This is a genomic window from Martelella sp. K41-7 (assembly GCF_055808365.1).
Genome location: NZ_CM147867.1, coordinates 2,375,802 through 2,397,689, shown reverse-complemented (window position 1 = coordinate 2,397,689; position 21,888 = coordinate 2,375,802). Strand labels below are relative to the sequence as shown.

Genomic DNA, 21,888 nt, shown 5'->3' with positions numbered 1-21,888 from the left:
TAAACTGTGGTTTCAGGATCGATCGAGGATGGCGGTCACCGGAATTCCAACGTTCTCTTTATTCTTGGACAGACACTAACATCCAGTAAGATAATTCGGGGAACAGAGATATGCTGAAACCCTTTCGCCTGCGCGTTGCCGCACTGGATGAAGCATCCGGGCTGAATGGCGAGATGCCGACATTTTCATGGGCCTTGGACGGCGATGCGAAAGCGCAGTGCGCTTTTCGTGTCGTTGCCGGGACCGATCCCGATAGCGTGACGCAAGGCAAAGGTGACCTCTGGGACAGCGGCAAGCGGGAAGAAGCGTGGCCGGGGGTGACATGGGATGGCCCGCCGCCGGTCTCCGATCTTGCCATCTGGTGGTCGGTGCAGGTTTGGGACGAGAACGGCCAGGCCTCTGGCTTTGCGGCACCAGTGCGTTTTTTTCCGGGCTCAGAGCCGAAGATTGGCGCGCGGATTGGATTGCCCGCTATATCGTGCTGCCGGCTGGCCGCGATGTGCCGCAGGGAAATCGCTATGACAACCGGTTTCAGGCGCGTCCCGCCGACTATCTGCGTCGCGCCGTCAGGCTTGATGACAGGCCTGTCCGCGCCTTTGCCTATGTCACGGCGCTGGGGCTTTACGAATTCTCGATCAACGGAAGCCGGGTCGGCGACCATGTCATGGCGCCCGGCTGGACCGACTACCATACCCGCGTCGAATATCAGACGTTTGATGTGACCGAGATGTTCTGCGCCGGCGAGAATGTCATCGGTGCAATCCTCGGAGAGGGCTGGTATTCCGGACGGATCGGCCACAATCAGCGTCGTGCGGGCAACCATTACGGCGGTCGTCCGGCATTCAAATGCCAGATCCATCTCGAATATCAAGACGGTCGCCTTGAACGCATCGTCAGCGACGGCGACTGGCAGACGACGCAGGGGCCGATCCTCTACAGTGACTTTCTGGCAGGCGAAGCCTTTGATGCGCGGCTGGAAATTGATGGCTGGGATCAGGCCGGTTTCGACACCTCGGCATGGCAGCCGGTCGAGGCTTTCGTTCCCGAGCCCGGTGCGCCGGTGCTCGATGCCCAGCGGGTGCAGCCCGCCCGCGAGATTGCCCGTTTCGAAGGGCGCTTTCTGCACGAAAAGGGCGGCATACGAATCTATGACTTTTCGCAGAACCTTGCAGGCTATGCCGAGCTGAAGGTGAAGGCCCCGGCGGGCACCGTCTTCAGGCTGCGGTTTGCCGAGCGCCTGCAAGATGACGGTGCGCTCTACCTCGACAACATGCGCTATGCGGTCAATGAGGATATCTACATCGCCAAGGGGGAGGGTGAAGAGGTGTTCAAGCCGCGCTTTACCTTCCGTGGCTTTCAGTATGCAGGGCTTACGGTTGAAGGCGAGGTCAGCGATGCGCCGCAGATCACGGCAATTGCGATCCAGACGGATACGCCCTGCCGGGGAATGATCGAAACCGGCAGCCCGCTGGTCAATCAGCTTTTGTCGAATATCGTCTGGGGCCAGCGCGGCAATTTCCTCTCCGTGCCGACTGATTGCCCGCAGCGCGACGAACGCTATGGCTGGTCGGCGGATGCGCAGGTGTTCTGGCGCACGGCCGGCTACAACATGGATGTAGAGGCGTTTCTGACCAAGTGGATGGAGGATCTTGCCGACGGGCAGTCGGCGGAAGGTGCTTTTCCCGACGTCGCACCGACCAAGCCGCTCAACCCCTATCGTCTGACCCCGCAGCCCGGCGCGCCCGGCTGGGGCGATGGTCCGATCATCATGGCCTGGCATCACTTCATGCGCTATGGCGACCGGGCGCTGTTGCTCAGAACCTATGACCGGCTGGTGGCGTGGATGGATTATATCGAGGCCGCAAACCCTGATGGCCTGCGCGTCAACCGTAACAATAATAATTATGGTGACTGGCTGAACGTCGGCCCGAAAACCGACCCTTTCCTTGTTGCCACGGCCTATTGGGTGCACCTCGCCGACCTGATGGACAAGATCGCCGCGACCTCCGGCCGGGATTCCACGCGCTGGCAATCATTGGGGCGAAAGCTCCGAAAGGCCTTTGTTGCAGCCTACTGGCGTGATGGAAAGCTGGTCTCCGATACCCAGACAGCCTATCTTCTGGCGCTCGATTTCGCGATCCTGCCGGAGGCAGAGCGAAAGCAGGCGGCGGCACGGCTGGAAGCGCTGTTCGACGACGCTGGCTGGCATTTGCAGACCGGGTTTCTCGGTGTTCGCCATGTTTGCCCTGTGGTGGCCGATCATATCAGTCCGGCCCACGCGGTGGGCCTTCTTCTAAAGGAAACCTATCCTTCCTGGGGCTTTTCGATCCGTCATGGCGCGACCACGATCTGGGAGCGTTGGGACGGGTGGACGCCCGATGGTGGCTTTCAGAGCCCGAACATGAACTCGTTCAACCACTATGCCTATGGTGCCGTCGGCGAGTGGATCTGGTCGCGCCTTGCCGGCATCGACTGGAACGAGGCCGATCCCGGCTATCGTTCTGTTCTGGCCCGTCCGATTTTCGATCGCCGAATCGGGCATGTTGCTGCAACCTACGAGGCCCGCACGGGGATGGTGGAAAGCCGTTGGCGGATAGAGGGCGACAACGGTGAATGGCAGCTTGTGTTGCCGCCTTCGGTGACGGCCGATGTTGTGCTTCCAGACGGGCTCAGCGATATCGTTGTCGATGGTGCGCCGGTTGTTGCGCGCCGAAGCCGGCTGCAAACCGGATCGCATGTTTTCCGGTTCAGGCTTTCGGCCTGAACCCGTGACGTGGCGTGCCTCCGACTGTGGGCTACGGTGACAAGGACTTCTCGGCACCCCCGTGATGTGCACGTATCTCAAGGTTGGCAGGTTTTTGCCTTGCAATCTGTCTGTAGCTATGTTGTATTTTTAAAAATGGAATGCCGTTTCAGAAAAAATGGTGCGCATTTTTAATGTGTATCTTCCTGAAGCACGTTTCTCTGGCCGGGGCCTGCGTGGAGGACGCAGATCGGTCGGTTGACGAGGCGGGGCATACGGCTTCGTTTTAAGAGGGAGGATTTTCTGAAATCAAGGAGCGGGCCTTGGCGGGTCTGTTCGCGTATTGGGCTTTTCGGTGTTCGTATTGGGCGAATTCTGATGGCTGTGAGACGTATATATCTGATTTCAAAAGAGTTTTTGTGGCGCGCAATATTTCATTGAATGTGAGCGCCGGTGCCGACTGACAATATATCGCAACGGTCCGGAGCCTTTCCGGACTGCAGACTGAAAAGCCATGAAAAGGAGGAGTTTATGGCCGTTTCACGTAGAAAATTCCTGACCACCACGGGCGGATTGGCGCTCGCCGCCGGTCTTCCGGCAATGCCTGCATTGGCCCAGGATCGCAGTATCCGCCACTTCTGGTGGGGTAATCCGGAGCGCGACAAACGCACCTTCGAAGTGATCGAGATCTTCGACAAGAACCATCCCGGCATCTCGGTTTCCGGCGAAACCATCGGCTGGGGCGACTACTGGACCAAGATGGCAACCCAGACCGCCGGCCGCAACATGGCCGATCTGGTGCAGATGGACTATCGCTTCCTGTTTGAATATGTCCGTCGCGGCGCGCTGCAGGAACTCGACCCCTTCATCGGCAACGGGCTCGATCTTTCCAATTTCGACAAGGGGCCGCTGCAGGGCGGTATGGTCGACGGCAAGCTCTACGCCCTAAACATTGGCTCCAACAGCCAGGTCTTTGTTTATAACGAGGCCATCTTTGAGGAAGCCGGCGTAGCCGACACGGATGTGATCAACTGGACCTGGGACCAGTTTGCCGACGTCTGCAAGACCATCACTGAGGCAACCGGCGGCAAGGTCAAGGGCTCCGACGATTGCTCGGTGGTTCTCGAAGTCTGCGAAGTCTGGATTCGCCAGAACGGCAGCAGCTTCTTCGGTCCGGATGGCGATGTGACCGTTACGCCGGATATCATTGCCGACTACTGGCAGTTCTGGCGCGACCTGAGGGCCGAGGGCGCTTTGCGCTCCGCCGACAAGTCGCTCGATGCCAACCTGCCGATGTCGGACGTCGGCATCGTTTCGGGCGACACAGCGATATCCAACTTCTGGTCGAACCAGATCGTCGGCGTTCAGGCGCTGATGCAGGATCCGGTCGGCGCCGCCATGGTGCCGCACAAGGAAGGCGGCGACCCGGGCCAGTTCATCAAGCCTTCGATGTTCATGAGCCTGACACGCGACAGCGAGGATCCTGAAGCCGCGATCATGTACATGAACGACTGGATCAACAATCCGGAAGCGACCAAGGTCCTCGGCCTGGAGCGCGGCATTCCCGCCAACCCCGATGTCCGTGCAGCGCTGGCGCCCGATTTCACGCCCGCCGAAAGGGTCTCTGTGGATTACTTCAACGCGATCCAGGACAAGGTCGGCACGTTGCCGCCGCCCGAACCCAAGGGCGCCGGTGAAGTGCGTGATGCGTTCATCCGTGCCGCCACGAATGTTGTGCTTGGCGACATCGAGCCGCAGCAGGCAGCGGAGGTGTTCGTCGACGACGCCCAGGCGATCATCGATCGCGCCCGCTGACAAGCGATCACAGACCGGTCCCCGCTTTCGTCCGGGGACCGGAATCCCGTTTGAAAGAGTGGTTCGATGAAGAATACGAAAGCGCGCAACGCTTCCGGATACATGTTCCTGACGCCGTGGCTGCTCGGGTTTTTCCTGCTTGCCATCGGTCCGATCCTGGTGTCGCTGTACCTGTCATTCACGCGCTATGACATGGTCGGCGATCCGCGCTGGACCGGTTTCGATAACTATATCTACATGTTCACCCGCGACCGGCGGTTCTGGAAAACGCTGGAAGTCACCTTCCACTATGTCTTGTTTGCCGTGCCGCTCAGGTTGATCATGGCGCTGAGCGTCGCCATGCTGCTCGACAAGGGCTTGCGGACGATCGGGCTCTATCGGGCGATCTTCTACCTGCCGTCGCTGCTCGGCGCCTCGATCGCGATCGCGATCCTGTGGCGGCAGCTGTTCTCGATTGACGGCGTGGTCAACCAGGTCCTGGCCGTCGTCGGCATTCAGGGCGTGGGCTGGATCACCAATCCCTCGACCTCGATCTACACGCTGATTATTCTGGCGATCTGGCAGTTCGGTGCGCCGATGCTGATCTTTCTTGCAGGCCTTCGCGGCATACCGCGTGATCTCTACGAGGCGGCGGATATCGATGGGACATCGCGGTTCAGGAAATTTTACGCCATCACCCTGCCGATGCTCGCCCCGGTCGTGTTCTTCAATCTGGTGCTGCAGATTATCGAGGCGTTCAAGATCTTCTCGCCCGCCTTCATCATTTCAAACGGCACGGGCGGTCCGGCCGACAGCCTGCTGGTTTACACCGTCTATCTCTTCAACGAGGCCTTCAAGTTCTTCCGCATGGGCTATGCCTCCGCGCTGGCCTGGGTGTTGCTGCTGATCATCGGATTGTTCACGGCGCTTGCCTTCGCGACCTCGAAATATTGGGTGCATTATGAAAATGAACGCGACTGAGGCCGCGCTGGCCGAGAAGGAGCTTGATGAGGCCGCACGGGTCGCCCATGAATATCGGCTTGCAAAGAACAAGCGGGAGAGGCGTGCGCGGCTGTTCAAGCACATCTTCCTGATCTTCTTCTCCTTCATCATGCTTTATCCGCTGCTGTGGCTGCTGGCGTCCTCGCTGAAGCCGGAAAACGAGATTTTCGGCAGTCTCGGTCTCTGGCCGTCGACCTTCAACTGGAGCAACTACTCCGAAGGTTGGGAAGCGCTGCCCGTTTCCTTTACGATCTTCTATCGCAACTCGACGATCGTCACGGTTCTGTGCGTGCTCGGCAATCTGTTTTCCTGCTCGTTTGCGGCCTATGCCTTTGCGCGGCTGGAATTTACCGGAAAACGGCTTTTCTTCGGGCTGATGATGATGACGCTGATGATCCCCTATCACGTCGTCCTGATCCCGCAATATGTGATGTTCCTGAAACTGGGCTGGGTCGATACCTATCTGCCGCTGATCGTGCCGCGTTTTCTAGCGTCCGACGGGTTCTTCATCTTTCTGATGGTGCAGTTCTTCCGCCAGATCCCGCGTGAGCTTGACGAGGCGGCGCAGATCGACGGTTGCTCCAGCTTCAAGATCTACTGGGCGGTGATCCTGCCGCTGTCGCTGCCGGCGCTTGCGACATCGGCAATTTTCTCGATGATCTGGGTCTGGGAGGACTTCCTGGCGCCGCTGATCTATCTGAACGACATCCAGAACTACACCGTGCCGCTGGCGCTCAGACTGTTTATCGCGCAGGAGGGTGAATCCGCCTTCGGACAGATGTTCGCAATGTCGGTGCTGTCGCTGGTGCCGGTGGTGATCTTCTTCGTCGCTTTCCAGAAACTCATCGTTCGCGGCATCGCGACATCCGGCATGAAATAAGTAGGAGCTGAAAAATGGCTGAACTCAAACTCAGAAAAGTCGGCAAATCCTACGGTACGCTGTCGGTGATGCACGACCTCAATCTTGAAATCCACGATGGTGAATTTTTGGTTCTCGTCGGCCCGTCGGGCTGCGGAAAATCGACGCTTTTGCGCATGATCGCCGGTCTGGAGGAAATCACCGACGGAACGATCGCGATCAACGGCAGGGTGGTGAACGACCTGCCCGCTTCCAAGCGCGAGCTTTCCATGGTGTTCCAGTCCTACGCGCTCTATCCGCATATGACTGTACGCAAGAACCTCGCCTTCGGGCTGCAGAACCTGAAAATGGACCGTGCCGAGATCGAACGGCGGGTGGATGAGGCGGCGCGGATCCTGCAGATCGAGCCGCTGCTGCATCGCAAGCCCCGTCAGCTTTCCGGCGGCCAGAAACAGCGTGTCGCCATCGGCCGCTCGATCGTGCGCGAGCCGCAGCTTTTCCTGTTCGATGAACCGCTTTCGAACCTTGATGCCGAACTGCGCGTCCAGATGCGGGTGGAACTTGCGAGCCTTTACGAGCGCCTGAAGACCACGATGATCTATGTGACCCATGACCAGGTTGAAGCGATGACACTCGCGACCCGGATTGTGGTGCTGCGCGCCGGGCGCATCGAACAGGTGGGAACGCCGGAAGAGCTTTACACAAAGCCCGCAAATTTGTTCGTCGCCGGCTTCATCGGGTCGCCGAAGATCAACATGTTCGATGCGACGGTTACGGGGACAGGGGCGGATCGAAAGCTCAATCTGGGTGATTTTGGCACCTATCCGCTGCCACCGGAACTGGCCGAGGGCCATGAGCGCATGACGGTTTGTGTCCGTCCAGAAGCGATCAAGCTGGATTCCGGCTCGGTGCAGGCCGAGGGACGGGTCCGTCTTGTCGAATATCTCGGCAGCGAGACCATCGTTCATGTCGATCTTCCGTCCGGTACACCGCTGATTTTTCAGACACACCAGATGGAAAAGCATCGTGTCGGGGAGGTGGTTCGGGTCGGATATGATCCCGCCGATCAGCATCTTTTCGATGCAGACGGCCAGCGGCTGATGCTCGGTGAAACGCTTGTTGCCTGAGTGTAGGGGGGCTGCCTGACCTGCGGGCCGCCGCTACTAAAGACCCGGACACTCTGTTCTGATTTCGGGCATGAGGGCGGCGGCGGTTATGCTCTGTCTTTCCTCGGAGGGCCGAGGCGTTTTTTCGCTTCGCCGCCCGAAAGGCTAGGCGAGGCGGTAAGTAGGTACTAGAAGGTGCTGCGGCCTTTGTGAGGCAGCGCATTACCTTTGAAGGCGAGGGCCGGTTTGCGGCTTATGCGACAGGTGGAGCATTTGGATGAAAGATAGAGGGCCGAAAACGGAGAATGTGGCCGCCGTCCTCAAGGTATTTGCTGTTCTGGAGACGCTGGCGGACAGCCGTAGTGCTGCCCTTGCCGATATTGCCCATTGCGCCATGACCTCAAAAAGCACAACGCACCGTTTGCTGCATACCATGATGGAGCTTGGCTATGTGGCGCAGGATGAGGAAAGCGAACGCTATGAGCTGACACCACGCCTCTTCAGTCTGGCGGCGCAGACCATGAAGAGCCAGGCCGATATCCTGCGCGTTGCCGACAAGGCCATGGGGAGGCTGTCACGGGCCACGGGAGAATCGATCAATCTCGGTATTCTCGACGGACGCGAACAGCGTGTGGTCTACATCCACCAGTATGATTCCACCTACAGCCTGTCGATGAACTCCACGCTCGGTAAACGCAATCCGCTTCACTCCACCTCGCTCGGCAAGGCGCTTCTGGCGTTTCGTGATGATGAGGAGATCGAGGAGCGGCTTGCGGCGATGGAGATGGAAGTCACCACCCCCAAAACCGTAACCGACAAGGCGGTTCTGCGCGAGCAACTGCGCGAGGTGCGCACGCTGGGCTATTCGGAAGAAATCGAGGAAAGTGAGGCCGGTGTGCGCTGCATCGCCGCGCCGGTGCTCAACCATGTCGGCAAGTCGATCGCCGCGATCAGCATTGCCTTTCCGCTGTTTCGTTTCGATGTTGCCCGCAAGGACGAATATGTTGCGCTGCTGAAATCGGCAACGCTCGATGTCTCGCAGGCGCTCGGCTATTATGTCGCGTGAACGGCGCGAGGCTTTCTGCTCTCACAGATACTGCCGAAGATATTCGCTGAGGCAAAACATCGCCATCGCCTGTCCGTAGGGCATGGAGGTGAGCTTGATCTGCCGGTAGTGGTCGAGGTCCTGTCCCAGGGCGGTTCCGAAGGAGACATTCAGCAGTTCGCCATCGGCACTGATATTGTCGACCACGCCTTTGACCGCCCGCTCGGCAGTTTCGAGATACTCCGGCCCAATCAGTCGCATCCGCGCACCCTTCAGAAGGCCGTAGGCGAAGCCTGCGGCGGCCGAACTCTCCTCATAGCTGTCCGGATCGTCGATCAGTGTATGCCAGAGTCCGGATGCGGCCTGCGTTTCTTTCAGCGTACGCGCCTGCCTGCGGAAGGTTGCGGCAAGGTGCCGTGCGACCGGGTCGCTTTCGGAAAGTTTCAGCAGGTCGATGAATTCGGGAATGGCAATCGTGACCCAACTATTGCCGCGCGCCCAGAGCGCCTTGGCAAAACAGTGGTTCCCGTCAAAGGTCCAGCCATGATACCAGAGCCCGGTCTTGCTGTCGGCAAGATACTGGGTGTGGATCAGGAACTGATATTTCGCCTCTTCGATATAGTCTGGCCGGTTGAGCACGAGGCCGATCTTGGCGAGCGGCAGCACGGTCATCATCAGCGTATCGTCCCACATCTGCTGATGGTTCACCGAATTGTAGACGATATGCTGAATGCCGCCTTCTTCGGTGCGCGGCATGTCATGCATGACCCACTCGGCCCAGCTTTCCAGATAGGGTTTCCAAACCGGGTTTTTCGTTTCCTCGTAGAGGTGGGCGAGCGTCAGGAACGGCGCGACTGTATTGACATTGCGGGTTGGCGGGCCTTCTGCGAGGCGCTCGGAAAACCAGCGGGTGATAATGTCCAGCGCCAGTGCGCTTCCGGTCATCTCATGGTATTTCAACAGCCCGTAGAGCCCGATGCCGTGGGTCCATTCCCAGCCGGCCCAGCCCTTGGTGTCGATCACCCGGCCATCTTCCAGACGGAGCAGAAATTCTCCGGTCTCATCTTCGATGTTGACCAGATTGTTCGCAAGTTTTTCGATCAGTGCGCAGACTGCGTCCCGTTCGATAAAATGCGCCTTTTGCGCCAGAAGCGGATCTATCGCCATTTGGTTCCCCCAGCCCGTGTTTGCCTTGTGCGGTGATTCACAGACCACAATTGCCTTTGCGCGGCAAGCGTCGACACGCACTGGGCGCTCGCATGGCCGCTGCTCCTGCAAGCGTTCACACGGATGTAGAAGCGTTTCAGGGACAGCCTGCAGCGCTCTATCGTTCGTCGCCGAAATATTGCTGGGCGAGGTCCTGCAGGTAGCCATTCTCCTGAAGGGCGAGCAGGCGAACGGTCACCGGATAGATCAATGTATCCTGGCCGTAGGGAAGGGCGAATCCTAATTTTTCGGGCGCGAACAGCCTGCCAACCACATCGACACCGAGCCCCGGGTTCTGGGCCTTGAAATATTCTAGGATCGGCGCATCGGCGACCAGTGCGTCGACTTCGGCGTTGGCCAAGCCGTCGACCGCGCTGTCCATGTTCTTGTAGGTCACGAAATCAAAACCTTCGCGCCGGGCCAGATTTTGGGCGGTGGAGCCTTGAAACACGCCTATTGTGCGACCGGGAAGGTCGTCCGGACCGGTCACGCTGCCGGAGATTGCGATGTTGGTCATGACGCTGGTCACCGATGAGGTGACATAGGCGACGACAGCAATGCCGATGATCAGCCAGAAAGCGGCAAAGACTCGCCCCAGCCAGCCGAAGAGTTTGGTCCGGCTCGGAAGAGAGCCCTTTGTCACCACCAGCATCACCGCATAGAAGCTTTCAGCCACGCCATCGCGCCAGCGTCTGGGAAAATTCTTGTCGAAATGACGGTCGAAGAAGGTGAGCCCAACCGTGCCCAGAACGATGAAGACGAGCAGCCAAGCGTAATAGCGAAGGAAACCGGCTTCGGCGAGACCGGTCCAGATGTTTGCGAGCGAAGACGACGCCCGGTCGTCGACCATGACCCTGAGCCCTGAATCGAACCAGGGCTGGGTGAAATCGACAACTTCAGCGCGATCCTCGGTAATGGAGATGGCACCGACCGCGACATCGAGCTCATTCGCCCGGACGGCTGCCAGAAGATCGGCGACAGTTTCGAATTCCACATAAGTGGGAGCGACATTGAGACCGACCTCGATTTCCTTCCAGAGTTCGGTGGCCATGCCGCCAAAATTGCCTTCACTGTCGCGGGTCACGAATGGTGGCAGGATGCGGAAGCCGACCCGGATTTCGCGTGGCGTCTCGCTGTCTTGCGCCCAGACGGCTGTTGCGCCCAGAGCGGTGAAAACCATTGAGAGGAAGAGACTGACCAGAAGCGTTTGTCTCACCCGCGATAATCGTGTTTTCGCTGCGTTGGTCATTGGCTATGCGTTCCTTTCAATCATCCCAGTGGCAGCGGAAAAGTCGCTTAGCCAGTAAAGTTCAAGAGCAGAAATGCGATAAATATCAGAAAGTGCACTGCGCCCTGGAGTAGATTGGTACGACCGCTGGAAAAAGTCACAATGCTGACGGCAAGCATGAGGATTAGCAGCAGGGTTTCGGTTGGTCCGAGCCCCAGTTCCAGGTCAAGGCCGAGCACGCTCGAGATCACCAGCATGATCGGGACGGTCAGGCCGATGGTCGCAAGCACGGACCCGAGGAAGATGTTCACCGAGGACTGCAGGCGTTTGCCGAGCGCCGCGCGTACCCCGCCGATGCCTTCAGGCGTTGTCACGAGAACGGCCATCAGTATTCCACCGAGCGCGGCGGGCGCTGCGAGTGTCTCGATGACATAGTCGACCGGTTTGGCGAAATGTTCGACAAGAAACACCACCGGTATGATGTAGCACAACAGCATGACAACATGAAAAAGAAGCGGGTAGCCTGCGGTTTCGTGCTGGACCTGTTGGTCTCCGTCCTCAACCGGTTGAGCGAAATAGCCGCGGTGCCGGCCCGTCTGGATCATCAGGAAAATGAGATAGAGTCCGGCCGACATGGAGCCCACCATGATTTTCTGAAGGGCCGTCAGGGTCGGGCCCTGTGTGGATTGGGTAACGTCCGGCAGGATCAGACTGAACACGGCCATCGGAATGATGACGCTCAGATAGGCACTCGCGCCCTGAAGGTTGAATGTGAGTTCGCGATGCCGGAGCGCGCCGAGCAGCAGCGATATGCCCAGCATGCCCCCCATGATGATCATGACCACAGAAAACAGCGTGTCGCGCACGAGGGCCGGGTTGTTTTCCCCGTGCAGCATGACCGCCGTGATGCTCATGACCTCGATTCCGGTGATGGAGAGCGTCAGCACCAGCGTTCCAAACGGTTCTCCCAAGCGTACCGAAAGGGCTTCGGCGTGACGGACGACGCCGATGGCAGCTGCCAGAATCACGATGAACAGCCAAGCCATGACAGCCACAAGCTTCGTCCGGTTTTGAAGATTGCCCATCAGCACATCATCAAACTGCATCACGATCAGGCTTGTCAGCAGAGCTATGCCGAGGATCCACTCGCTCTTCGCGATCTGGCGAAGAGAAGGGTAGCGCGCGGATTTGGATATGTGCTGTCGCGAAGTGTTCAAGCCGCGCCTCCCCAAGTTTGAAGCCTATCATGCTATACTGGCATGCTGCGGCATAGTCGTTTCTGAAGCGATCAATATTCCTTTTCGTAGAATATACCGCCGCTAGCCTCGCCGCGAGAGCCGGCCGAGCCCTTGACGATGAAATTGCGCCCGATATCGATGTTGACGCTGGCCCTGGTGCCGGTGTCACGACTTTGCTCGACCTCAACATAGGTATTGCTGTTCAGGTATTTCCCGACGCTGACAGCCGTATTGCCGGCCGAGATCGGTAGAGACGTCAAGATTGTCGATGCCTAGTACATCGCGAATCGATCCGAACAGCGACTGATCCGTGCCGCCGGTCATCTGAATTACGGCATCGGCAAGCTGGGCAATCTGCAACGCCGATAGTCCGGAAGACGACTGGTTGAAGAGCAGTTGCGCCAGGATCTCGTCATCCGGCAGCGCGGGCGTGGAGCTGAGGCTTACTTGCGGGTCGGTTGCAACGCCCTGAAGCGAGATTGTGATAGCTGTCGAACCAGCCGTCGTTCGGGCTTGCAGGTCGATGAGCGGAACCAGTGCACCGCCGAAGGTGATCCGGCCGCGGTCGAAATCGAACCGTCGGCTGAGGATGGACAAGCGACCTCGGATGAGGTCGAAACCGCCGGTGATGATCGGGTTTGCGGTCGTGCCGGCGACACGAATAGAGCCGCCAAGTTCAGCGTCCACACCGCGCCCCCTGACAAAGATCGCATTGGGCGCCGAAACGGTGATGTCGAGGTTCACAGATGATCGTGCATCGGTCGTTTGTTGCGGGGCCAGCGCTGCGGCCTGTCGTTTCACGGCAGGCGAAGCGTTTTCATGGACAATATTGATTTCCGATATCGACGCCGGCAGACGGTCTGGAATGACGATGGCCGTTCTGGCCAGGTTGATCTGACCTGAAACCGTTGGCTGACCGAGCAGAGGGCCATTAAGCGAGATATTGCCATTGGCCGTAGTTGTCAGCAGCTGTCCGTCATTGATCACTGCATTTTCGGTGTCAAGCCGCAGGGAAGACTGAAAATCCCCTGTAAGGGCAACGCTGCCACTGATTTTCAGCGTGCCGCCGGCGGCAAGCCGTCCGGTGATGTCTTCCACGACCATGCGGTCGCCGGAAAGCGTGACGCGGCCGCGTATGTCGTTGATCCGTAAATTGCGCCTCAGATCGGTCACGGAACTGATGTTGACATCCATGCCGCCCGAATAGGACGGTGCCTGCACGCTTCCGCCGATGCTCATGTTCACGTCGGCGTTGCCGGCAACCGCAAAACCGGCATTGCCCGCAGCGATAGACGCAAGCGCCAGCGGCAGACGACCGTTGACGGAGATGTCGAGCGGCATGTTTCCAGTGAGGCCCACGGAGCCGTTGGCGCGTGCCGTCAGCCCCTGCGCATTGGTGATCGTGGTGTCCGTGGTGACGCGGTCGTTCTGGTAGCGACCGCTGGTCGACAGGGTGAAGGGCTGGCTGCCGATCGCGGCGCTTTGTGCCAGATTGGCATTGTTCCATCTGATGTCGTAATTGGCCGTCGGACTGGAAAGCGCGCCGCTGGCCGTCACTGTGCCGGAAATCGTGCCCTGTGCGCCGATGCCCGGTACGAACTGGTTGGCAATCGATGCGCTAACGCCTGCGATATTGACGCTGAGATCCATGCGATCGCCGACGCTTCCACTGGCGCTGATCGTTCCGCCGCCAATGCCTATGCTGAAATTCTGAATATTGGCCGTGCCGTCCGCGATCGTGATCCTGGCCGGCTCGGCAAGCTTCAGAGCCAGCGACATCGGTGATCCTTCGAGCTTCAGAAGCTCGATTTCCATCGCGTCCGAGCGGGTCACCCTGGCTTCAGCGCTCACCGGCTGTCCATCATGACTGGCGGAGAGGTCGAAGGTCGTCGTGGTTCCCGCGTTGCGCGCCGAAAGTGCGATGTCGCTTATGCGCTGTCCGCTTGCGGTGACCGAGCCGACCGTGATCTTGCCGTTTGCCTTCAGTTCCGAAAGGTCGGAAACAGTCAGGGCGGCGTCGATATCCTGTGCCGTGACCGTCGCGAAAGAAAGGCTGTCGCCCTTGGCGTCAAGCGAAAGGCCGATCTTGTCGTTAGCATTGTCAAGCGCGATGCGCCCGGAAATGCCGCCGGCCGCCTCTTGTCCGGCAAGTCCGGCGAGAAGCTTAAGGTTGGGAAAGTCGAAACTGATACCGCCGGCCGGAAGAAAGCTCTCATTGAGCGTCAGACTGCCGGAAAGCTTATTCTCGCCGACAGCGCCGTCAATGCCGGCGATTTCAATCGTGCCGTCTGAAGAGGTAATCTCGGCGGCAAGCGAAAGCGGTGCGCCGGCATAGGAGCCTTTGGCTGAAACCGTGCCGGTGGGGGCTGCCGGGTCGGCCTTGCCTTGGATCGAAAGCGAAAAGTCCTTGAGGGTTTCGCCGGAGATGACGAGATTATCCGCTGTTGCGGTTGCATCGATATCGGGTGCGGAAAGGGCGCCGGTGAGCGAAGCGGAAATTTTCGCAGCGCCGCCGACCTGTGGCGCAAGCGCGCCAAGCTCGGACAAGGCTGCCTTCAGTGAGGCCTCAATTGTATCGCCAGCCAGAGAAACGTCTCCGGTCGCATTGACGAGACTGTTCTCGATCTGAAGGTCCGAAAGCCTGTAGCTGGCGTCTGCGAGATCCGCCGAAAAACCGGTCTCGATCCGGGTCATGCCATTGATCATGCCGGCGGCCGGGGCCGGAAGCGCATCGGCCAGCACGAAGACACGGGCAGAGCCCGAGGCCTTCTGTGCATCCATGTCATAGGATGCGGATACCGTGCCGCCGATACTGCCGCTTTCAAGTTCGGCAGAATCGATTTTGATGTCGGACCCGGAAAGCGTAATCGGAGCAGAAAGAGAAATCGGCGCCTTGACGAGCTGGTTCAGGTTTTCGTTTTCGAAAGTGATGCCTTCGACCGTCAGTGCGGTGTCGAGAGTGCCGCGGCGGGTCTGAAGATCGAGGTCCGTTCCGCTCGCCACCAGGGCTATGCCGCTGACGCTGACTTGCGGCATCGACAGCCGGTCAAGCGTCACGGATGTCTGAAGATCGGCATTGTCGGCAGCCCCCGTCAGGGCGAGAGACGCATTTTCGATTGCAAGGTCGAGCGTTTCTTCGCCCATCGGCCATGAGAATGGCACAGGCCCATCGACGCCGTTCAATGTTGCCTTCAGGTCGTTGTTGCCTTTCGGGTCGTAGGCGCCGGAAGCGGCAAGGGCGAAGCTGCCGGTCGTGACATTGCCTTTCGATATCGCGATCCGGCCCGATGGCGACAGCGTCACTGCGATATCGAGCGCCGTTGTACCCTCGACGAGGCCCGCAAAGGCTTCCGGCGTCAGCGGCGCGAACTGTCCGCTGCCTGTGACCGTGATCATCCGCGCGCCCGCATTGTCGAGCCGGTGGTGGATGTCGATCGTCCCCAGGGCCGTGCCGGAGAGTTCTGCCGTCACCTTGCCCTGCCAGTCTGAGAGCGGCCCGTCCCCGTCAAGCGCGATGTTGAGTGCCGGAGCGCCAGGCAGTTGCATCAGCGTAGCGACGAGGCCGCCCTGCGGCTCGTTGATCTCCGCTTCCAGATCAAGACGGTTGTCGGCGGGCGCATATTCGACATCGGCCTTCACATAGGTTTCCGGACGGCCGCGATGACGGGCATCGAGCGATGCGGAAATCGTTTTGGTGAGCGCGGTGACGCTACCGGCGGCGGAAAGCGGATAATCTTCACCAAAAACCGGCGCGGCGATATCGATTTGCGGGAAATCGAACCGGTCGATCTTGATGCCGACTGGAAGTGAAAAACCGCCGCCTTCAGCTTTTTCCTTGGGCGCGCCGTCTGCGGCAGCTGGCAGACGGTCAAGCACGACAGACTGAGCAGAAAGGCTTTCGGCGACGAAACGCCTGCTGAAAAGAGCAAGCGGCGACCAGTCCAGGGTGACATCCTCGACCGCGACATAGGGGCCGTTGATATCGGAGACAGAGACGGATTCGATGGTAAAGTGACCCGTCAGTGGTGCACTGACCCGGCCGACATGAACCGCAAAATCAGGCGAAGCGATCCGCTTGGTGATCTGCTGCACGGCGAAATTGGCGCCAAATCCGGTAAAGCCCACGAGTATGACGGCGGTCAGCACAATCAGGATCACGCCGGCCAGAAGCCCCGCAATCACTTTGGTCAGAATTCGAAGCGTAGCCGTCAATGTTCTCATTTCCTGGCGCAATCCCTGATTTATGCCCATTGGTTAACTGGGGCAGTCTATACGCTATGGAAGGGGTGATTACAGCGTCAATTAAGGCCGGTCGACCGCACTTTTTTCGGCATCCCGTCGAGCCGGCGGATCAGAACGTCTGTCCGATCCCGGCATATATGCCGAATTTGTCGCCACCCGGATAGCGGTCGAGCGGTAGAGCAACATCGAGCCTGATCGGGCCGAAGCCGGTCAGATAACGCACTCCGAGGCCGGCGCCGGCGCGGATATCGCTGAAATCCGGGAAATTGTCCGCCGAAACATCGGCAGCATCGATAAAGGGCACGATCTGAATGTTCTCAGTCAAGCCGATGCGCGCTTCAAGCGTGGCTTCGACATAGGAGCGACCGCCCGTCTCGTCGCCCTTTGCATTGCGTGGCGAGATCGACTTGTAGGCGTAGCCGCGCACACTGCCGCCGCCGCCGGCATAGAAACGCTGATTGGCCGGGATGTCTTTAAGACCGTTGCCACCGACAATCGTGCCTGCGCCGACCCTTGCAGCAAGCGTAAGGCGGTCATCCTCGCCCGCCGAAAGATAGGTCGAGCCGATCGCGTCAAATGACGAATAGATCGTGCCGTTGAGAAAATCATAGGCCGGTTCGGCGGTGGTCACGAGGTAGATTCCCTCGGTTGGGTTGAGCGCATCGTTGCGGGTGTCGCGATCAAAGCCGACGGGTATCGAAAAAGTCAGGTAATCCTCGGTGCCGAACGCATCTTCAATATTGGAATATTCGGTCGTCGAGCCAACGGTAATCGTGTTGTACTCGTTCTGCTCGTAGCTGTAAGTGATACTGCCGGCAACGGTTTTGGCGTTGTAGGGATCGGGGTTTTCTGTTCCGGCAAGCAGGCTTGCTGTGAACATCCCGGAGGGGTGGAACAGGCCAGGCTTGGTGAAGGTGAGCCCGCCGGCGTAGTCGAGCGAATCGAGTGAGTCGCTCGCGCCGATGCGTGATACGCCCGCTTCAAGCCGAAGCCCCTCCGCCTTGCCAAACAGGTTCCGGTGGCCCCAATAGCCCTCCAGGCCGAGGCCATCGATCGAGGAAACTGTCGCGCCAAAGCCGAAATAGCGGAACTTGCCGTCCTTGACGGTGATCGTCGTCGGGAGTTGACCGTTGTCGTCAAGCGCACCACCGGTATTGATCACGACCGAATCGAAGGTTTTCAGCGTACGCAGCCGGTTGGCGGCATCCGAAAGCTCTTTCGGAGAATATGTTTCACCGGCTTTCAGCCGCGAATAACGACGTATGAAATCGGGGTCGACAGCTTCCGAGCCCTTGATGGCAATCGGCCCGAGATCGGCCTTCGGCCCTGCCTCGGCGTCGATCATCACATCAATGGTTGAATTGTTATGGTTTGCGATCACTTCACGCTTGGTGATCTTCGCGAACGGGTGCCCATCACCTTTCAGCTTCGCTACGATATCATTGGCTGCCGAGAGGATGATCGTTGAATAGGCCTGCTTTCCGGCGACAAGCTCGGCCTTTGCCGGGTTGAAATTCGGCGGTGCGCCCCGGATATCGATTTTCGCGAAGGAAAATTGCGGTCCGGCCTCGATCGTGACGGTGACCGGTACGGGATTGACCCGGTCGAAGTTCGGCAGGCCGACGATATCTTCGATCGACTGCCCCTCTATGCTGATGTCGACGACGCCGCCATAATAGGCTTTTTCGAACAGTGAGCCAACCAGGATCTGCAGGTCGTCGCGGGCCTTGACGAGAAGGCCGAGGTCGCCATCGACAGGTTGCTTTTCATCGCTGACCAGTTGGGACCGATTGCGCAGGAACTTTGTCAGTTCGCTATCGCCGCCATCGACTGAAAATGTGACGTTGTAGCGCACGGGATCCTGGACGCTTTCCACGTCTTCTTGCTGTTCGCCCCACAAATGTACGCCGAAAAGACTGAATGCGCGTGCTTCGTCAACACCGGTGCAAAGTACTGCCAGCAAAGCAGGAGTAAGCAACAGACCTTTATTCAAAGAGGCCATGTCGCTGAACTGTCTCCGGATTGGACGGGTTTTCATGATTTGCTCAAACTATGCCGCTGATCCGCAATTAAGGTGGCGCGGCAACATATTAGCATGGATGCCAGGCGTGCATCCCGACAAAATCCGAAACCCCACAACAGCGTTAACCGAATCTTTCGGAAGCGCCGGTCTGTCGGGTCTTCGTTTTGTGTGCACTCACTTTGGACGAATGAGCTGGAACCCGGCGGCAGGAAATTGCTGCTGCCGGGTTCTGTAACTCAGCGGTTTACCGCGGGCAATTGTCGACATATTCGCGACCGTAGCGGTCGCGATAGTAGCATTTGCCTGGCTGGTTTTCGACAGCTCTGCCGACCAGCGCGCCGGCACCCGCGCCGATTGCGCCGCCGAGAAGCGCACCGCCGAGGCCGCCGCCGTCAATGGCGGTGCCGATCAATGCGCCGCTGCCAGCGCCGATAGCGGCACCTTCCTGCGTAGGCGTGCAGGCCGTGGCCGCAAGCGAAAATACACCGATCAAAAGTCCTGCGATTAGTTTATTCATGATTCCCTCATCACCGATTGGTAGCGCTGCGACCGGACGCTTCCCGGGGTCCCGTGCCTGCCGCCACTCGCCTTGCCGCGACCGTTTCTGCCGGTCGCTTACAAAAATACATATCTGAATAGCGCTGGTGCGGGAAGTAAAAAAGCGCCCCCGGTTGTGAGGCAGATGTTTCGAAGGCTTCAAAATTGCGCGCGCGGTCAGGGGGTTGTCCCCGCTCTCGCACCGTGTCGCTGGCGGCTTTGCAATAATGTCGATCAATTGACCTTGATCAAGTTTTGGCGTGAACGGTTGCGTGTAGAAGCAGTTTGGAATAATTCAAACAAAAGGGCCTATTGCCGCACCTGTCCGAATTTTGGCACTCTGCGGCTTGACGTTGCGCAAACTTCGTCAAATTCTAGCGCAAAACAACACGGCCTTGCGGTGGAGCACTTGAGCGATGGACTTCGAAGCATTTTTCAAAAGTGAACTTGCGGGACTGCACGATGAGGGCCGGTACCGTGTCTTCGCTGAACTGAAGCGGCATCGCGGTGAATTTCCCCGCGCCTCGCGTTTCAAGGATGGCACGGCTTCGCCTGTCACAGTCTGGTGCTCCAACGACTATCTCGGCATGGGGCAGTGTCCCACCGTGATCGCCGCCATGCAGGAGGCGATCGAGGCTTGCGGGGCAGGGGCCGGCGGCACCCGCAATATTTCCGGCACAAATTACTATCACGTCCAGCTTGAGGAAGAGCTCGCAGACCTGCATGACAAGGAAGCGGCGCTGATCTTTACCTCCGGTTATGTTTCCAACTGGGCAACGCTCGGCACACTCGGCCAGAAAATTCCCGGCCTCATCATTTTTTCCGATGCGCTCAACCACGCCTCGATGATCGAGGGGATCCGCCACGGCAAAAGCGCGCGGGTGATCTTCAAGCACAACGATCTCAATGATCTGGAATCGAAGCTGAAGGCGGCCGATCCGGATGCGCCGAAGCTGATCGCATTCGAATCGGTCTATTCGATGGATGGCGATATCGCACCGATCAGGGAAATCTGCGATCTCGCCGACAAATACGGTGCCATGACCTATCTGGACGAAGTCCATGCGGTCGGCATGTACGGTCCGCGCGGCGGCGGTGTAGCTGAGCGCGAGGGCCTGATGGATCGGCTGACGATTATCGAGGGGACGCTTGGCAAGGCTTTCGGCGTCATGGGCGGCTATATTGCCGGTTCCAGGGCGGTTGTCGATTTTGTGCGCTCGTTTGCCTCCGGGTTCATCTTCACGACCGCGCTGCCGCCATCACTGGCCTCTGGTGCAGTCGCGTCAATTCGTCACTTGAAGGTCAGCCAGATCGAACGCAAACGACACTGGGAACGGGTCGCGACGCTACGCGGTAAGCTCGACGCGCAGGGCATTCCGCACATGCACAACTCAAGCCATATCGTGCCCGTGATGGTAGGGGATGCATCGAAGTGTAAATGGATATCGGACATCCTGCTTGATGATTTCGGCATCTATGTCCAGCCGATCAATTACCCGACCGTGCCGCGCAAGACCGAGCGTTTGCGCTTCACCCCGACGCCGCTGCACACCGATCAGGATATGGACCATCTGGTTGAGTCGTTGCATTCGCTGTGGTCTCAGTGCGCGCTGGCAAGAGCAGTCGCCTGACGGCGGTCATCGGGAATTCACTTGACACAGATAAAGGCTTTCCGGATCAAGCAGGCAATGCAGTTTCTGGTTCGGAGAGCTTTTCATGGAACTTTCGCAACGTATTGACGCGGCAATCGACCGTGCGGTCGCTGAGGCACGGGTCGTTGGCACAGTGGTCATGGTCTGGCGGGGCGGCGAGCCTGTCTATGAACGGGCCGCAGGCTATGCCGACCGTGCGGCGGGCAGGCCGGTTGCGCTTGACACGGTATTCCGTTTTGCATCCGTGACCAAGCCGTTTGTTGCCGCAGCGGCGCTTGCCATGATCGATCAGGGCCGGCTTTCGCTTGACGACAGTGTTACCGATTATCTCGACTGGTTTCACCCGCCTGGGCCGGATGGCCGGATGGCCAATATCACGATCCGTCAGCTTCTGACACACACCGCCGGACTGACATACAAACCCGGCTTCGGTGTGTTGCCCGATCACGAGGCTGTCAATGTCGGCCTCGAAAACACCGACATGACGCTCGAGGAGAATTTTTCGAAACTGAACACCGTGCCGCTTGCCTACAAGCCTGGAACGGCCTGGGAATATTCGATCGCGATCGATATTCTGGGGGCTGTGCTTGCCGAAATTCACGGCGGCTCGGTTGAAGACGTGATCCGGTATTATGTGTTCGGCCCACTGGGCATCAAGGACACAAGCTTCACCGCGGTTGATCCGGAACGGCTCGCCGTGCCTTACGTCAATGATGAGCCCGAACCGCGCCCTATGGGGGAACCGGAACGTGTGCCGGGGCCCTTCGAGACGGTTTATTGCTTCTCGCCCGCCCGCATTTTCAACCGGCACGCCTTTCAAAGCGGCGGCGGTGGTATGGCGGGAACCGCCGGCGACGTGATCCGGCTCCTCGAGATGGTTCGCAAGGGTGGTGACTGCGTGTTGAAACCCGAGACAGTCGCAGCGGCTATCGGCAACCAGATCGGTCAGTTCAATGTCCGTCCGGGTGTGAAGTTCGGATTCCTTGGCGCGGTCACGGAAAATGCCGCGCTCGACAATTCACCGCTGCCGGATGGCGCTGTCTCCTGGGGCGGGGTCTATGGCAATCGCTGGTGTTATGACCCGAAAAGCGGCACGGTGGCCGCCGCCATGACCAATACGGCGCCGGAAGGCTGCGATGGTGCTTTTCCCTCAGATCTCTGGCGGGCGGTCTTCAATACCTGATCCGGGCAAGACACTCGCGCGTAGATCTTT

Annotated in this window: 13 protein-coding genes and 2 pseudogenes; 9 read left to right on the top strand and 6 right to left on the bottom strand. The window is 58.8% G+C overall.

Annotation, left to right across the window (positions count from 1 at the left end; all coding sequences use genetic code 11):
* Positions 1 to 110: 110 nt before the first annotated feature.
* The 7 genes and pseudogenes from AC0L7L_RS11370 to kdgR all read left to right on the top strand — a co-directional run.
* Positions 111 to 365 (top strand): annotated as a pseudogene (locus AC0L7L_RS11370) (glycoside hydrolase family 78 protein); the annotation flags it as partial.
* A complete protein-coding gene (locus AC0L7L_RS11365) occupies positions 323 to 2,764 on the top strand; it encodes a family 78 glycoside hydrolase catalytic domain (protein WP_473509072.1) in 2,442 nt (813 codons plus the stop codon). The pseudogene AC0L7L_RS11370 and the gene AC0L7L_RS11365, both read left to right, overlap by 43 nt.
* 510 nt (positions 2,765 to 3,274) lie before the next feature.
* Positions 3,275 to 4,558 (top strand): ABC transporter substrate-binding protein, encoded by a 1,284-nt coding sequence (locus tag AC0L7L_RS11360; protein ID WP_272212024.1) that lies wholly within the window; start codon positions 3,275 to 3,277, stop codon positions 4,556 to 4,558.
* A 66-nt stretch (positions 4,559 to 4,624) separates the two neighbouring features.
* Positions 4,625 to 5,518, top strand: coding sequence for a carbohydrate ABC transporter permease (locus tag AC0L7L_RS11355; protein WP_272212023.1), 894 nt, complete (start codon positions 4,625 to 4,627; stop codon positions 5,516 to 5,518).
* 130 nt (positions 5,519 to 5,648) lie between these two features.
* The gene (locus tag AC0L7L_RS11350) at positions 5,649 to 6,419 is read left to right on the top strand and encodes a carbohydrate ABC transporter permease (RefSeq protein ID WP_473513893.1); all 771 of its coding nucleotides are present in this window, start codon (positions 5,649 to 5,651) and stop codon (positions 6,417 to 6,419) included.
* A gap of 14 nt (positions 6,420 to 6,433) precedes the next feature.
* Positions 6,434 to 7,525: an ABC transporter ATP-binding protein gene (locus AC0L7L_RS11345; protein WP_473509069.1), complete on the top strand. Its 1,092-nt coding sequence runs from the start codon at positions 6,434 to 6,436 to the stop codon at positions 7,523 to 7,525.
* 256 nt (positions 7,526 to 7,781) lie between these two features.
* Entirely contained in the window at positions 7,782 to 8,570 is a 789-nt protein-coding gene (kdgR, locus tag AC0L7L_RS11340) for a DNA-binding transcriptional regulator KdgR (RefSeq protein ID WP_473509067.1), read from the top strand.
* A gap of 21 nt (positions 8,571 to 8,591) precedes the next feature.
* On the opposite strand, the gene bglB is transcribed toward kdgR, so the two are convergent.
* The 6 genes and pseudogenes from bglB to AC0L7L_RS11310 form a co-directional block, all read right to left on the bottom strand.
* Complete coding sequence (bglB, locus tag AC0L7L_RS11335) at positions 8,592 to 9,716, bottom strand: beta-galactosidase BglB (protein WP_473509065.1); 1,125 nt, start codon at positions 9,714 to 9,716, stop codon at positions 8,592 to 8,594.
* A gap of 157 nt (positions 9,717 to 9,873) precedes the next feature.
* Positions 9,874 to 11,004 carry a transporter substrate-binding domain-containing protein gene (locus tag AC0L7L_RS11330; RefSeq protein WP_272212017.1) on the bottom strand — a complete coding sequence of 377 codons (1,131 nt, stop codon included), beginning with the start codon at positions 11,002 to 11,004 and terminating at the stop codon, positions 9,874 to 9,876.
* 47 nt (positions 11,005 to 11,051) lie between these two features.
* Entirely contained in the window at positions 11,052 to 12,200 is a 1,149-nt protein-coding gene (locus AC0L7L_RS11325) for a calcium:cation antiporter (RefSeq protein WP_473509063.1), read from the bottom strand.
* A gap of 71 nt (positions 12,201 to 12,271) precedes the next feature.
* A pseudogene (locus AC0L7L_RS11320) lies at positions 12,272 to 13,325 on the bottom strand (translocation/assembly module TamB domain-containing protein).
* 3,247 nt (positions 13,326 to 16,572) lie between these two features.
* On the bottom strand, positions 16,573 to 18,339 hold the full coding sequence (locus tag AC0L7L_RS11315) for an autotransporter assembly complex protein TamA (protein ID WP_473509061.1): 1,767 nt from the start codon (positions 18,337 to 18,339) through the stop codon (positions 16,573 to 16,575).
* Between the two features lie 391 nt (positions 18,340 to 18,730).
* Positions 18,731 to 19,003: a YMGG-like glycine zipper-containing protein gene (locus AC0L7L_RS11310; protein ID WP_272212013.1), complete on the bottom strand. Its 273-nt coding sequence runs from the start codon at positions 19,001 to 19,003 to the stop codon at positions 18,731 to 18,733.
* Positions 19,004 to 19,439: 436 nt separating this feature from the next.
* On the opposite strand from AC0L7L_RS11310, the gene hemA reads away from it, so the two are divergent.
* Together hemA and AC0L7L_RS11300 are read left to right on the top strand one after the other, a co-directional pair.
* Entirely contained in the window at positions 19,440 to 20,654 is a 1,215-nt protein-coding gene (gene hemA / locus AC0L7L_RS11305) for a 5-aminolevulinate synthase (protein WP_272212012.1), read from the top strand.
* A gap of 85 nt (positions 20,655 to 20,739) precedes the next feature.
* Complete coding sequence (locus AC0L7L_RS11300; protein WP_272212011.1) at positions 20,740 to 21,858, top strand: serine hydrolase domain-containing protein; 1,119 nt, start codon at positions 20,740 to 20,742, stop codon at positions 21,856 to 21,858.
* The last annotated feature ends 30 nt before the right edge of the window (positions 21,859 to 21,888 follow it).